Source organism: Paraburkholderia sp. PAMB 6770 (genome assembly GCF_057748135.1).
Genome location: NZ_CM173239.1, coordinates 1,656,855 through 1,669,721 on the forward strand (window position 1 = coordinate 1,656,855; position 12,867 = coordinate 1,669,721).

A 12,867-nucleotide genomic window follows, 5' to 3' on the forward strand; every position below is an offset into this window, starting at 1 on the left:
CCCTTCAGGAGAATCCGCATGCTCGAGATCCGACACGCCCACGAACGCGGCCGCGCGGAGCACGGCTGGCTCAGCTCGCGCCACACGTTCTCGTTTGCGCAGTACCACGATCCGCAACAGACCGGTTTCTCGGACCTGCTCGTGATCAACGACGACCGCGTCGCGCCCGGCCGCGGCTTCGGCACGCACCCGCACCGCGACATGGAAATCTTCTCGTACGTGCTCGAAGGCGCGCTCGAACACAAGGACACGATGGGCACCGGCTCGGTGATCGTGCCGGGCGACATCCAGTTGATGAGCGCCGGCACGGGCGTCGCGCACAGCGAGTACAACCCGTCGCGCACGGAACCGGTGCATTTTCTGCAGATCTGGATCGTGCCGCGTGCGTTCGGCACCGCGCCGCGCTATCAGCAAAGCCGCTTCGACGCCGCCGGCAAGCGCGGCGCGCTGCGCCTCGTGATTTCACCGGACGGCGCCGACGGCTCGCTCGTCGTGCAGCAGGACGCCCGCGTGTACGCGGGTCTGTTCGACGGCGACGAGCACGCGCAGCTTGCGCTGCCCGCCGATCGCCGCGCCTACGTGCACGTCGCGCGCGGCAGCGTCAAGGTGAACGGGATCGCGCTCGGCGAAGGCGACGGCGCGCGCGTGCGCGACGAGCGCACACTGCGCTTCACCGACGGCCGCGACGCCGAAGTGCTGGTATTCGACCTGCGCAACGCCGACACCCCCGATCTGTGGCACTGAGGCCGCACCCCGCCACCCTTTATTGACCCACCAAGGAGAATCGTCATGCGCTACACCCTGTTCGATAACCAGAAGGACGGCGTCCTGCTCGTCGCCCGCGTGCTGCTCATGCTGCTGTTCGTGATCTTCGGCTGGTCGAAGATCACCGGCTTTCAGGGCACGGTCGCGTACATGGCCCACGTCGGCGCGCCGCTGCCGCCGCTCGCGGCGGTCATCGCGGTCGTGATGGAGCTGTTCGTCGGCATCGCGATCGTGCTGGGCGTCTACACGCGCCCGCTCGCGGCGCTGCTCGCGCTCTACACGCTCGGCACCGCGCTGATCGGCCATCCGTTCTGGGGCATGAGCGGCATGGAACGGCTCATGAACATGATCAACTTCTACAAGAACATCAGCATCATCGGCGGCCTGCTGGTGCTGTGCGTCGCGGGTCCGGGCAAGTACTCGCTCGATCGCCGGTAGGCGCCGCGCGCCAAACTGGCGAATTGCCTTCGTTCATGGCTTCTGTTCGGATCATCGCCGCACGCGCGCCGATCTTACGCTTGTGACAGGATCCGTCGCGCGCATTGCGCGGCGGTTCCGCCGTGACGAGGAGAAGGCCGTGGATATTGTCGAACTCGCCCGCGCCGCGGGCCTGCAGATTCTGCTCGATGCCCGCATCGGCCGGCAGACCTATCACAGCGTGACAGGCTCGCTGTCGTCGCTGCAGCGTTTTGCCGACGCGGTGCGCGCCGCGAGCAGCGAGGAGCGCGCCGCGCCCTCTGTCTGCGCGCAGCCGCACGAGGCGTAGGCCCGCAGCGTCAGCTTCCGGCCGCCGCGTACTGCGCGAGCACGCGCGCGCGAATGGACGGCCTGATGTTCGCCTGCGCGAGCCTGCCGCGATAGTGCGCGCGCACGCGCGGATTCATCACGCGAAACCACAGCGGCGGCACATACGCGAGCATGATCATCGTCGCGTAGCCCGACGGCAGTTGCGGTGCGGCGTCGATATGGCGCAGCGCCTGATACGGGCGCGTCGGATTCGCATGATGATCCGCGTGCCGCTGCAACTGGTACAGAAACAGGTTGGTGACGATGCGGTTGCTGTTCCACGAATGCTCGGCCTGGCAGCGCTCGTAGCGGCCGTCCGGCAATCGCCTGCGGCCGAGCCCGTAGTGCTCCAGATAGTTGACCACTTCGAGCAGCGACGCGCCATAGACGGCCTGGATCAGCAGGAACGGCAGCACCGTGCGGCCGAATAGCGCGATCATCGCGGCCCAGAGCAGCGCCGTCATCGACCACGCCTGCAGCACCTCGTTGCGCCACGTCCACCGCGAGCGCCCGGCGCGCGCTGCGCCGCACCGGCTGTGCTCAAGCGGATGAATGAAACGTCCGTTGGATGGCGTGCGCGCACGAAAGCGCTGCCGCGCTGCAATAAAAGCAGGCCGCGCGCGCCTGAACGCGAACGGCCCGCGGATGTCGCGACGCCGCGCGCGTCATGTGCGCGGCGGGCGCGGTGCTCAGCTTTCCGCGAGTTCGGCCTCCGCCTGCCGCGCTTCGGCTTGCGGCGCGCTGTGACGAATCAGATGGTCGAATGCGCCGAGCGAGGCCTTCGCCCCTTCGCCGACCGCGATCACGATCTGCTTGAACGGGACGGTCGTCACGTCGCCGGCCGCGAACACGCCCGGCACCGACGTCGCGCCGCGCGCATCGACAACGATCTCGCCGTGCTGTGTCAGTTCGAGCGTGCCCTTGAGCCATTCGGTGTTCGGCACGAGGCCGATCTGCACGAACACGCCTTCGAGATCGATACGCGCGCTCGCCCCGGTGCGCCGGTCCCGATAGACGAGGCCGTTCACGCGCGCGCCGTCGCCGGCGATCTCCGTGGTCTGCGCGTCGGTGATCACAGTCACGTTCGGCAGGCTGCGCAGCTTGCGCTGCAGCACTTCGTCCGCGCGCAGTTGCGCGCCGAATTCGAGCAGCGTGACCGCGCTCACGACGCCCGCAAGATCGATCGCCGCTTCCACGCCGGAATTGCCGCCGCCGATCACCGCGACGCGCTTGCCCTTGAACAGCGGCCCGTCGCAGTGCGGGCAGTACGCGACGCCGCGATTGCGGTACTCGCGCTCGCCCGGCACGTTGATTTCGCGCCAGCGCGCGCCGGTCGCGAGGACGATCGTGCGCGCCTTCAGCACCGCGCCGTTCGCGAGATGCAGTTCGTGCACGGCGCCGGGGATCAGCGCTTCGGCGCGCTGCCCGTCCATCACGTCGACCTCGTATTGCTTCACGTGCTGTTCGAGCGCGGTCGCGAACTTCGGCCCCTCGGTTTCCTGCACCGAGACGAAATTCTCGATCGCGAGCGTGTCGAGCACCTGGCCGCCGAAGCGCTCCGCGAGCACGCCGGTGCGAATCCCCTTGCGCGCCGAGTAGATCGCCGCGGCCGCACCGGCCGGCCCGCCGCCGACGATCAGCGTATCGAACACCGGCTTGTGCGCGAGCTGCTGCGCGGCACGCGTGCCGGCGTTCGCGTCGAGCCGCGCCAGAATCTCCTTGACGCTGCTGCGGCCCTGGCCGAACACCGCGCCGTTCAGGTACATCGTCGGCACCGCCATGATCTGGCGCGCGTCGACTTCGTCCTGGAACAGCGCGCCGTCGATCGCGACGTGACGGATGCGCGGATTCACGAGCGCCATCACGTTCAGTGCCTGCACGACTTCCGGGCAGTTCTGGCAGGACAGCGAAAAGTAGGTTTCGAACTGATAGTCGCCGTCGAGCGCGCGAATCTGCTCGATCACCGCCTCGTCGAGCTTGACCGGGTGGCCGCCGGTCTGCAGCAGCGCGAGCACGAGCGACGTGAATTCGTGGCCGAGCGGCACGCCGGCAAAGCGGATGCCGCCCGGCTTGCCTGGCTCGCCGATCGAGAACGACGGCGTGCGCTGCGCGTCGCCGCGCCGCTCGATCACCGTCACGCGCGCCGACAGCGACGCGATGTCGTCCAGCAACGCGCGCAATTCCTGCGATTTCGCGCTGTCGTCGAGCGACGCGACGATCTCGACCGGACGGCTGAGCTTGTCGAGGTACGTTTTCAACTGGGTCTTGAGAGAGGCGTCCAGCATGGCGAAGGGTTCCGTAGCGAGAGTGGGGCGAACCGGCCCTTGACGAAAAGGCCGTGGGGCGGCGCGAGCGCGCCGCCCACGTGTCAGTGCTGCATTCCTGGCTGCCGTGCGCGGCCTAGATCTTGCCGACGAGATCGAGCGACGGCGTCAGCGTTTCGGCGCCCGGCGTCCACTTCGCGGGGCACACTTCGCCCGGGTGCGCCGCGATGTACTGCGCCGCCTGGACCTTGCGCAGCAGCTCGCCCGCATCGCGGCCGATACCGTTGTCGTGAATCTCGCACAGCTTGATCTCGCCCTCGGGGTTGATCACGAACGTGCCGCGCAGCGCGAGCCCTTCCTCTTCGATCAGCACGTCGAAGTTGCGCGAGATCGCCAGCGTCGGGTCGGCGATCATCGGGTAGCGGATCTTCGCGATCGTCTCCGACGTGTCGTGCCACGCCTTGTGCGTGAAGTGCGTGTCGGTCGACACGCTGTAGATTTCCACACCGATCTTGCGAAACTCGTCATAGCGGTCCGCGAGGTCGCCCAGTTCGGTCGGACACACGAACGTGAAATCCGCCGGGTAGAAGAACACGACCGACCACTTGCCCTTGAAGTCGGCATCGGTCACGGTGCGGAAATCGCCATTGTGGTAAGCAGTAGCCTTGAACGGTTTGATCGGGGTGTTGATGATCGGCATCTTGACTGTCCTCGTGTGTACAGGGTTGGGAGAAAGTGAGTACAGTATGTCGGCAACCGCTTCATAGAAAAAGTTGATTGTTTAAATGACAATGATTGTTCATAGCTATTCAAAGGCGCGCTGGACCGACGCCGCCGCACGAGGCAAGCGGCCCGGCCCGCGCCCGTTCCCGCCTGGCGCGGGCGCACCGCCCCGCCCGCCCCGCCCGCCCCGCCCGCCCCGCCCGCCCCGCCAGGCCGCCCGGAGCGTGCGATGAGCGGGCGCAGCGGGACCACGGGCTTCATCGGCTGGCTGCCGTACATCGTTGCGGGCACCTTCTTCATGGAGTACCTCGACACGACGGTGATCGCAACCGCGCTGCCGCAGATGGCGCAAGCATTCGGCGTCGGCCCGAACAGCGTGAGCCTCGGGATGACCGCCTACATGCTCGCGCTCGCGATCTTCATTCCGGTGAGCGGCTGGGTGGCGGACCGCTGCGGCTCGCGCACCGTCTTTCTGAGCGCGATCGCGGTGTTCACGCTGGCGTCGGTGCTGTGCGGCCTGTCGGAGAGCGTCGCGCAATTCACCGCGGCGCGCGTGCTGCAGGGGATCGGCGGCGCGATGATGGTGCCGGTGGGACGCCTGATCGTCGTGCGCAGCACGCCGAAAAACCGTCTGATGGAAGCGATCTCGACGATCACCTGGCCGGCGATCGCCGCACCGGTGGTCGGGCCGCCGGTCGGCGGCTTCCTGACGACCTACGCGAGCTGGCGCTGGATCTTCATGCTGAACGTGCCGTTCGGCGTCGCGGCGCTCGCGGCCGTCGCCGCGCTGGTGCCGAACCTGCGCGGCAACGAACGCAAGCCGCTCGACGGGGCCGGCCTCGTGCTGAGCGGCGCGGCGCTCACCGCGATCCTGTACGGCGCGGAACTCGCCAGCCAGCCCGCGGAAAATCCGTGGTACGGCGGCGCTTTCATGCTGGCGGGACTCGCGATCGGCGCGATCGCGGTGCGTCACGCGCGACGCCATCCCCATCCGCTGATCGATCTTTCGACGCTGCGCATTCCGACCTTCTCGGTGACCGTCGTGACCGGTTCGTTCACGCGCATCGGCATCGGCGCGGTGCCGTATCTGATGCCGCTGCTGTTCCAGATCGGCTTCGGCCTGTCCGCGTTCAAGTCGGGGCTGCTGCTGCTCGCGAGCGCGCTCGGCAATCTCGGCATGAAGGCGCTGACGACGCGCATCCTGCAGCGCTTCGGCTTTCGCCGCGTGTCGATCGTCGACGTCGCGGCTGCCGCTCTCTTCACGATTGCGTGCGGGATGTTGACGCCGCTCTCGCCGCTCGCCTGGGTGCTGTTCATCGTGTTCGGCTACGGGGTCACGCGCTCGATGCAGTTCTCGACGCTCGCGACCCTCGCCTACGCGGATGTCGCGCCCGCGCAGACGAGCGCGGCCAGCACGCTCTGGAGCGCCGCCGCGCAGATGACGATCGGCCTCGGCATCGCGTTCGGCGCGGTGGCGCTGCGCGCGGCCGCCGCGTGGCATGGCGAACACACCGGGCATCGCTTCACGCTGGCCGACTTCGAACTTGCGTTTCTCGCCGCCGGCCTCGTCACGCTCGCGTCGGTCGGCGGCTACTGGGGGCTCGCACACGACGCCGGACAAAGCGTCGGCGGCGGCTCGCGACGCACGTCGTCGTAAGCGGCCGCGCCGGTTCCGGGCCGCCGCTCGCGGCGCGGTCCGCGCGGGCGCCGTGCTGGCACAGTGCCGGTGCGCCGCCATGCTGGCACAGTGCCGCCGCGCCGCCATGCCGGCCCCATCCCGCTTGACGCCCGCCGCGCTTTGTGATTCCATTACGGCCATGCTGACCGCACAGACCCTGCTATCCCACCTGCTACTAGCCCGCTCCCACGGGCAAGGTCTGTTGCTACGCGCATCGCGCTTCTAACGCGCGCCCCGCGCACCCGCTTCTCCCGCATCACCGACCTCGCCCCGGTTGCCTGACCGGCGGTTCTGCTTCGTCCCGTTTTCCTGCCTCCGGTCGACAGCTTCGCTGCCGCAGCCGGCCCATGACTGACGCGCGACGTTTCGCACGCCCCGCAGCAACCTTGATCCACTTCAACCCCGCGAGCCCATCATGCTGAAAAATCCTGCGACCAGGTACCACCCGTTCACGCCCGTCAACCTCCCTGACCGCACCTGGCCGTCGCGCACGATCACGCGTGCGCCGGTCTGGATGAGCACCGACCTGCGCGACGGCAACCAGGCGCTGTTCGAGCCGATGAACGCCGAGCGCAAGATGCGCATGTTCAAGACGCTCGTGCAGATCGGCTTCAAGGAGATCGAAGTCGCTTTTCCGTCGGCGTCGGAGACCGATTTCAACTTCGTGCGCGAGCTGATCGAGGGCCGCCACATCCCCGATGACGTGACAATCGAAGTGCTCACGCAGGCCCGCGACGACCTGATCGAGCGCACATTCGACTCGCTGCGCGGCGCAAAACGCGCGATCGTGCATCTGTACAACGCGACCGCGCCGGAATTCCGCAAGATCGTTTTCGGGCTCGACCGCGCCGGCGTGCGCGAGCTCGCAGTGCGGGCGGCGCGCACGATGCAGCGCTGCGCGGATGCGATGCCGGACACCGATTTCACGCTGCAATACAGTCCCGAGACCTTCACCGCGACCGAGCTCGACTTCGCGAAGGAAGTCTGCGACGCGGTGTTCGACGTGTGGCAGCCGACGCCCGAGCGCAAGGCGATCGTCAATCTGCCGGCCACCGTCGAAGTCGGCACGCCGAATTTCTACGCGGACCAGATCGAATGGATGCACCGCAACCTCGCCCGACGCGACGCGCTGGTGCTGTCCGTGCATCCGCACAACGACCGCGGCACCGCGGTGGCCGCGGCCGAGCTGGCGGTAATGGCGGGCGCCGACCGCATCGAAGGCTGCCTGTTCGGCAACGGCGAACGCACCGGCAACGTCGACCTCGTCACGCTCGCGCTGAACCTGTACACGCAGGGCGTCGACCCGGGCCTCGACTTCTCGCGCATCAACGACATCGCCCGCACCGCCGAAGCCTGCACGCAGTTGCCGATCCATCCGCGCCATCCGTATGTCGGCGATCTCGTGTTCACCGCGTTCTCGGGCTCGCATCAGGACGCGATCAAGAAGGGCTTTGCCGCGCAGCAGGACGACGCGCGCTGGGAAATTCCGTACTTGCCAGTCGATCCGCGCGACCTGGGCCGCACCTACGATTCGATCATCCGCGTGAACAGCCAGTCCGGCAAAGGCGGCATTGCATACCTGCTCGAACAGACCCAGGGTGTCGTGCTGCCGCGCCGCCTGCAGGTCGATTTCAGCGCGGCCGTGCAGCGCCTCACCGACGACAGCGGCCACGAAGTGAGCGCCGCGCAGATCTGGGACGTGTTCCAGGACGAGTACGTGCGCAGCGTGGCGCCGCTGCGCTATGTCGGACACACGCTGTCTGAAGCGAACGGCCGCGAGCACATCGACCTGACGGTCGAACTGCACGGCAAGCCGGTGAGTGTCGAAGGCGCCGGCAACGGACCGCTCGACGCGCTGATGCACGCGCTGCGCACGCCAGTGCAGGTCCAGCACTACGAGGAACGCGCGCTGACGCAAGGCGCCGACGCGCGGGCCATCGCAATTGCCGAGATGGCCGGCGCGGACGTGGTGGGCAGCGCGTTCGGCGTCGGGGTGGACGAGAACCTGACCACCGCGTCGATTCGCGCGGTGATCAGCGGGATCAACCGCGCGTATGCGCGCTGCCCGGCCGATGCGCAGGCCCGCTTCTTCGACGCGATCGCGCGCGGCGCGAGCCCGCACGGCGCCGCGCGCGACGCGGCGCTGCAGGCCGGCTGAGCGACGCCGGAGCCAGGCCGGCAGGAGGCCGCCCGCGCATGCGGGCGGCGCCTCGCTGGCCGCGCGTCAGAGGTACGCGCACTCGCGCATCCACTTGGTCATGATCCACTTGTCGCCGCTGCGCACCGGCGCGCCGCCGTGCAGCGTCAACGGATCGAGCTGGCGCGCGCCGTTCATGTAGCGGAAATAGACGGCGCTGCCGCGCCGCCCGACCACCGACAGGCCCGCGTCCGGAAAGATCGTCTCGCCGCCGTCGGGCACGTCGTTCAGGTAGACGATCAGCGTCGCGACGCGCTGGCCGCCGCGCGCGGTGTGCACCGCGCTGCCGGCCTGGTCCGGCGCGAAGTAGTCGAAATGCGGCCGGTACTCGCCGCCCACCCCGTAATGCAGGATCTGCAGCCCCTCGCCGTTGTCCACCGGCCAGTTCATCAGGCTTGCGATGCGCTGGTCGAGACGTTCGATCAGCGCATCCTCCGCGCGCGCAAACCAGATGCCCTCGCTGGTGCGGTTGCGGATCACATCCTCGGCGCCCGTGTCCGGATTGACGGTGGTCGAGCGTGTGAGCCGATGCCGCGAACGCTCGATCATCGCGTCGCACTCGTCGGGCGACAGCACGTCGCCGAACACGATCACCTGTGGACGCTCGCAACGCATCAGCACCTTGACGTCGCGGTCGAACGCCCGAATCAGGTTGCCCTGGGCGACCGGCGAGGGGTCGTACACGTAATCGCGCGGCAGCGCCGGTGCGGACTGCGCGACCGTGCCCGCCGCCGCGGCGGCCGCCGGCGTACCCGCCGCGCGCTGCACCGCCGCACTCGCCGACACCACGTCGAAGCCGGCGCGCACCATCGCTTCGATCATCGATTCCGCCGAACAGCCCCGCTCCGTATTGGTGGCTAGCCATGTCTCCCAGGCCGCATCCACGACTGGCATAAGTGCTCGTCCCCCTGGTTGTACGCTCAACAAACCGGCGCGTGCCGGCCTCCCGACTCCGCCCATACTGCCTCATCCGTCCCGTTTGAATCAAGCCGCCATGCGGCGCGATCGCGGTACCGCTATGCCGCCGCGCCCGATCCGTTATATTCTTGCGGATATTACGAACGATGAACAACCGATGGACCCACGATGCCGCGGCGCCGATCACGGTCCCGGCTCACGAGAGCGAACCCGATGGATCCCAGACTGATCCGCGGCCGAAGCGCGTTGCGCGCATTGCCGCGCCCGCGCCGGTTTCCGGCCGATGACCCGCGCACCACAATACAGGTGCTGCGCCGCGCCTCCGATCCGGCGCGCGCCGGGCTGATTCGCGACGTGGTCGACGCCTTTCGCTGCCTGCACGGCACCGTGCGGCGCTTCGCGCAGATGTTCGCCGCGACGCCTGCCGAGCCGCTGCCGGCGGCGTTCGGTCCGCTGCTGTCGCGCCTGGCGGCGCAGGGTCGGGCCGCGGGCTTCGGCCGCCTTGCCGAACTGCTGGCCGCGATCGATGCGGCGCGCGATGCGGAAGCGCTGCGCGACACGCTCTTTAGCGACGCGAGTCACGATCTGGCGACGCTGCGCCGCACCGCCGCCGAACTCGAACGGCTCGACGCCACGCTGGTCGAGCTATGTGTCGAACACGTGCTGCAGCGGCATGCCGGCGCGCCGGCCGATCCCGCCGGCACGACGGCGTAACAGCCCCCTCGTCGCCCCCCCCTGCACCGGACCCGAGAACCTCATGCACGCGCCCCCGTTTCGCCTTGCCCGCCACGCCCGCCTGCTGCCCGCCGAACTGCTCTCGCAACGCACCGGCGACGCGTCGCCGGAAACGTCACCGGAAGTGCCACCCGAGGTGCCACCCGCGGCACCCCTCGGCCCGCCACGCGCACGGCCCGCGGCGCCGCGGCGACGCGCGCGTCTCGCGGAACTCGATCCGCATCTGCATTGCTCGGTGATCGGTACGTGCCTGAGCGTGCATGAACTGCGCAATCTGGTGACGAAGTTCAGCGCGCTGGACCGGCAGCATGCCAGCGACCTGGAGATCCATCACGCGGCGGTCGAGCTCGCGATCGCCGGCGGCGCGGCCAGCAAGGCGCTGCACAAGGCGCTCGACGAGCGGCACGCCGGCGCGGTGCGCCGCTTCGCTCCGCTGGCCAGCGAAGAGGCGCTGCTCGCGCAGTGGCACGAAGCGGTCCGGCAAGGCGACATCCCGCCCGCGTACTGGGCGCTGATGACCCATCCACAGGCAACGCTGCGCGTGCGCCAGGCCGCGTTCGGCGAGGTGCACATGCTGTCGCATCTGGTCGGCGCGGCAAACCGCGCGGACCTGCGCCGTCTGGTCGCGCTCGAAGAGGAGAACGCCGCGCTGCGTGAGAAGGTCGCGCGGCAGCAGGTGCGTCTGCAACAGTTGAGCGCACAACATCAGGCCGTCAGCACCGGGCTGACCGCGCAGATCGTCCGGCTCACCGGGCAGGCGAAGCGACAGGACGCATCGTCGGCCGACACGCGCACGCTGCAGCAACAGCTCGCCGACAGCGAACAGCGCGTCGCGCACGAAGCGGGCCGCCGCGAGGCGGCCGAGCAGCGGCTCGCGCAGCAGCAGGCCAGCGCCGATGCGCTGCGCGCGAGCCGCGACGACGCGCTCGCGCTGCTGCACGCGGTACAAGCGGAGTGTCAGGCGCTCGAAAGCGCCACGCTCGGCGCGCCCGATGCGCAGCCCGGTGCGCGCCGCGTCGCGCTCGACAGCGTGCGCGGCAAGTGCATCGTCTATGTCGGCGGGCGGCCGGGCACCCAGGCCGCGCTCAGGACGCTCGTGAGCGCGGCGGGCGGCGAACTCGTCGTGCACGACGGCGGGCTCGAGGATCGCAAAGGCCTGCTCTCGGGGGCGCTCGCGCGCGCCGACTTCGTCGCGTTTCCGGTCGACTGCATTGATCACGATTCGATGGGGACGATCAAACGGGTGTGCGAGCGGCATGGCGTGCGCTATCACCCGCTGCGCACCGCGAGCGTCGCGAGCTTCGTGGAACTGATCGCTCGGCTGGAACGCGCGCCGGCGCCGACGCCGGCCGTCGCGACACAGGGACGGCCGCCTTCGGCTTTCTGCCTGCGGCACGGCTAGCGCAGCGCATCCGGTGCATCCGAGGCGGTGCATCCGAGGTGCGTGACGCGGATCGACGCTATCCGCGCATCAGCCGCGTGAGTTCGGCGATCTGTTTCGCGGCGGCGCGATGCGCCTCCTGATTGATCTCGCGGTAAAGACGCACGATTGCTTCGCCCACCGGCGTCAGCACGCAGCCGCCGCCGCTTTGCCCGCCTTGCTCGGATACGGTAGCGGGTGATTTCAGCGACCGGTTCAGCTCGTCGATCAGCAGCCAGGCGCGCCGGTACGACATGCCGAGATGACGCGCGGCCGCGGTGATCGATCCTTGCTCGCGCACCGCTTCGAGCAGCGCGACCTTGCCCGGCCCGAGCGCGACCACGTCGCCCCGGCAGATGCGCATGCGAAAACGCACGTCAGGCGACTCGCCGGCGCGCGCGCGCGGGCGGGCTGACTGGGCCGGACTGGACGACTTGGGTGAGCGCTTGGCGGGATCGGTCATGCGCGCAAGCATACACGAACCGTACCGCGAGACGGCAGCCACGCGCGCATGCGCGGCACGTGCTGCGTGCTGCGTGCTGCGTGCTGCGTGCTGCGTGCTGCGTGCTGCGTCAGCGTACAGCAAGCGCGCAGTAAGACCGCCGCAAGACCACAATAAAAGCACGGCAAGCGCACCGCGGCCCTGCGGTCAGCGCACGTCCAGCACCTGCGCGATCACCTTCGTCACCCGCTTCAGATGGCGCGGCGCCGCCATGATGTCCGCGCCCGAATACAGCACCGGGACGCCGTCTTCGACTCGCAGCGGCTCGCCCGCGCACTCGTAGGCGATCAGCACGCTGTCGCCCACCGCCGTATTGAAGAGTTCGTGCCACGAGAACGTCACCGCGTAGCCGTCGTGTGCGCGCGCAACGAACACGGTGCGCTTGAAGTCGCCTGGCATATCGTTGCGCAAGCCGGCTTCGTCGATCAGGTCGATCAGACGCACGCCCCGGTACGCGCCGACCTCGCGAATCAGGCGCCGGGTCGTGAAGCAGCGCAGCGTGAACGGCCGTGCGAGCGCACTTTCGTAGCCGCGCAGTTGCTCCACCGACAGCGACAATGGACGCAGCACCGCGCCCTCCAGCACGAAATCGCTGTCCGCGGCCTGCAGCGGCGACGCGTCAGCGAGATTGATCAGGTCCATCCGTTGGCTCTCCGTCTGCAAAACAGCGTGAAACAGGGCATCGAGGCGCGTGCGTGGCCGCCTCTCGACATATTCTTGCGAATATTACGTGCCGTGCCCTATGCCGACCCAGTCTCGTCGGACACATACCCGACATATCGCGGCGCCGATGATCGCAGCCGCCCCCCGTGCCACCGCGCTTCGCGCCTGCCGAGCGACGCGCCGCGCGCAAACGCCGCCCCGAAAGCAGCCAGAAAA

The 12,867-nt window shown here is 68.8% G+C and carries 12 protein-coding genes and 1 pseudogene; 7 read left to right on the forward strand and 6 right to left on the reverse strand.

The genetic code is table 11. From position 1 onward, the window contains the following. The first annotated feature begins 18 nt into the window (after positions 1–18). The 3 genes from AC3AP7_RS24765 (at position 19) to AC3AP7_RS24775 (ending at position 1,531) form a co-directional block, all read left to right on the forward strand. Positions 19–744 carry a pirin family protein gene (locus AC3AP7_RS24765; protein ID WP_487362943.1) on the forward strand — a complete coding sequence of 242 codons (726 nt, stop codon included), beginning with the start codon at positions 19–21 and terminating at the stop codon, positions 742–744. Positions 745–789: 45 nt separating this feature from the next. Next, the gene (locus AC3AP7_RS24770) at positions 790–1,203 is read left to right on the forward strand and encodes a DoxX family protein (protein ID WP_487362944.1); all 414 of its coding nucleotides are present in this window, start codon (positions 790–792) and stop codon (positions 1,201–1,203) included. A 139-nt stretch (positions 1,204–1,342) separates the two neighbouring features. Further along, entirely contained in the window at positions 1,343–1,531 is a 189-nt protein-coding gene (locus AC3AP7_RS24775) for a hypothetical protein (RefSeq protein WP_487362945.1), read from the forward strand. 10 nt (positions 1,532–1,541) lie between these two features. On the opposite strand, the pseudogene AC3AP7_RS24780 reads toward AC3AP7_RS24775, so the two are convergent. The 3 genes and pseudogenes from AC3AP7_RS24780 to ahpC all read right to left on the reverse strand — a co-directional run. Continuing rightward, positions 1,542–2,069, reverse strand: a pseudogene (locus AC3AP7_RS24780) (alkane 1-monooxygenase); the annotation flags it as partial. A gap of 171 nt (positions 2,070–2,240) precedes the next feature. Next, positions 2,241–3,836, reverse strand: a complete 1,596-nt coding sequence (gene ahpF, locus AC3AP7_RS24785) for an alkyl hydroperoxide reductase subunit F (protein ID WP_487362946.1) — start codon at positions 3,834–3,836, stop codon at positions 2,241–2,243. A 115-nt stretch (positions 3,837–3,951) separates the two neighbouring features. After that, positions 3,952–4,515 (reverse strand): alkyl hydroperoxide reductase subunit C, encoded by a 564-nt coding sequence (ahpC, locus tag AC3AP7_RS24790; RefSeq protein WP_487362947.1) that lies wholly within the window; start codon positions 4,513–4,515, stop codon positions 3,952–3,954. Between the two features lie 252 nt (positions 4,516–4,767). Between ahpC and AC3AP7_RS24795 the strand changes: the two genes are divergently transcribed. Together AC3AP7_RS24795 and leuA are read left to right on the forward strand one after the other, a co-directional pair. After that, a complete protein-coding gene (locus AC3AP7_RS24795; RefSeq protein WP_487362948.1) occupies positions 4,768–6,195 on the forward strand; it encodes an MFS transporter in 1,428 nt (475 codons plus the stop codon). A gap of 436 nt (positions 6,196–6,631) precedes the next feature. Continuing rightward, on the forward strand, positions 6,632–8,374 hold the full coding sequence (leuA, locus tag AC3AP7_RS24800) for a 2-isopropylmalate synthase (protein ID WP_487362949.1): 1,743 nt from the start codon (positions 6,632–6,634) through the stop codon (positions 8,372–8,374). A 66-nt stretch (positions 8,375–8,440) separates the two neighbouring features. On the opposite strand, the gene AC3AP7_RS24805 is transcribed toward leuA, so the two are convergent. Further along, positions 8,441–9,307, reverse strand: coding sequence for a 2OG-Fe(II) oxygenase (locus tag AC3AP7_RS24805; protein WP_487362950.1), 867 nt, complete (start codon positions 9,305–9,307; stop codon positions 8,441–8,443). 237 nt (positions 9,308–9,544) lie between these two features. Here AC3AP7_RS24805 and AC3AP7_RS24810 point away from each other — a divergent pair, with 237 nt between their 5' ends. Together AC3AP7_RS24810 and AC3AP7_RS24815 are read left to right on the forward strand one after the other, a co-directional pair. Continuing rightward, positions 9,545–10,045: a hypothetical protein gene (locus AC3AP7_RS24810; RefSeq protein WP_487362951.1), complete on the forward strand. Its 501-nt coding sequence runs from the start codon at positions 9,545–9,547 to the stop codon at positions 10,043–10,045. A 43-nt stretch (positions 10,046–10,088) separates the two neighbouring features. Then, entirely contained in the window at positions 10,089–11,468 is a 1,380-nt protein-coding gene (locus AC3AP7_RS24815; RefSeq protein ID WP_487362952.1) for a DUF2325 domain-containing protein, read from the forward strand. 58 nt (positions 11,469–11,526) lie between these two features. Here AC3AP7_RS24815 and AC3AP7_RS24820 read toward each other — a convergent pair whose 3' ends face one another. Together AC3AP7_RS24820 and AC3AP7_RS24825 are read right to left on the reverse strand one after the other, a co-directional pair. Beyond that, positions 11,527–11,850 carry a winged helix-turn-helix domain-containing protein gene (locus AC3AP7_RS24820; protein WP_487365010.1) on the reverse strand — a complete coding sequence of 108 codons (324 nt, stop codon included), beginning with the start codon at positions 11,848–11,850 and terminating at the stop codon, positions 11,527–11,529. Positions 11,851–12,135: 285 nt separating this feature from the next. Further along, entirely contained in the window at positions 12,136–12,630 is a 495-nt protein-coding gene (locus AC3AP7_RS24825) for a molybdopterin-dependent oxidoreductase (RefSeq protein ID WP_487362953.1), read from the reverse strand. Positions 12,631–12,867: the final 237 nt, after the last annotated feature.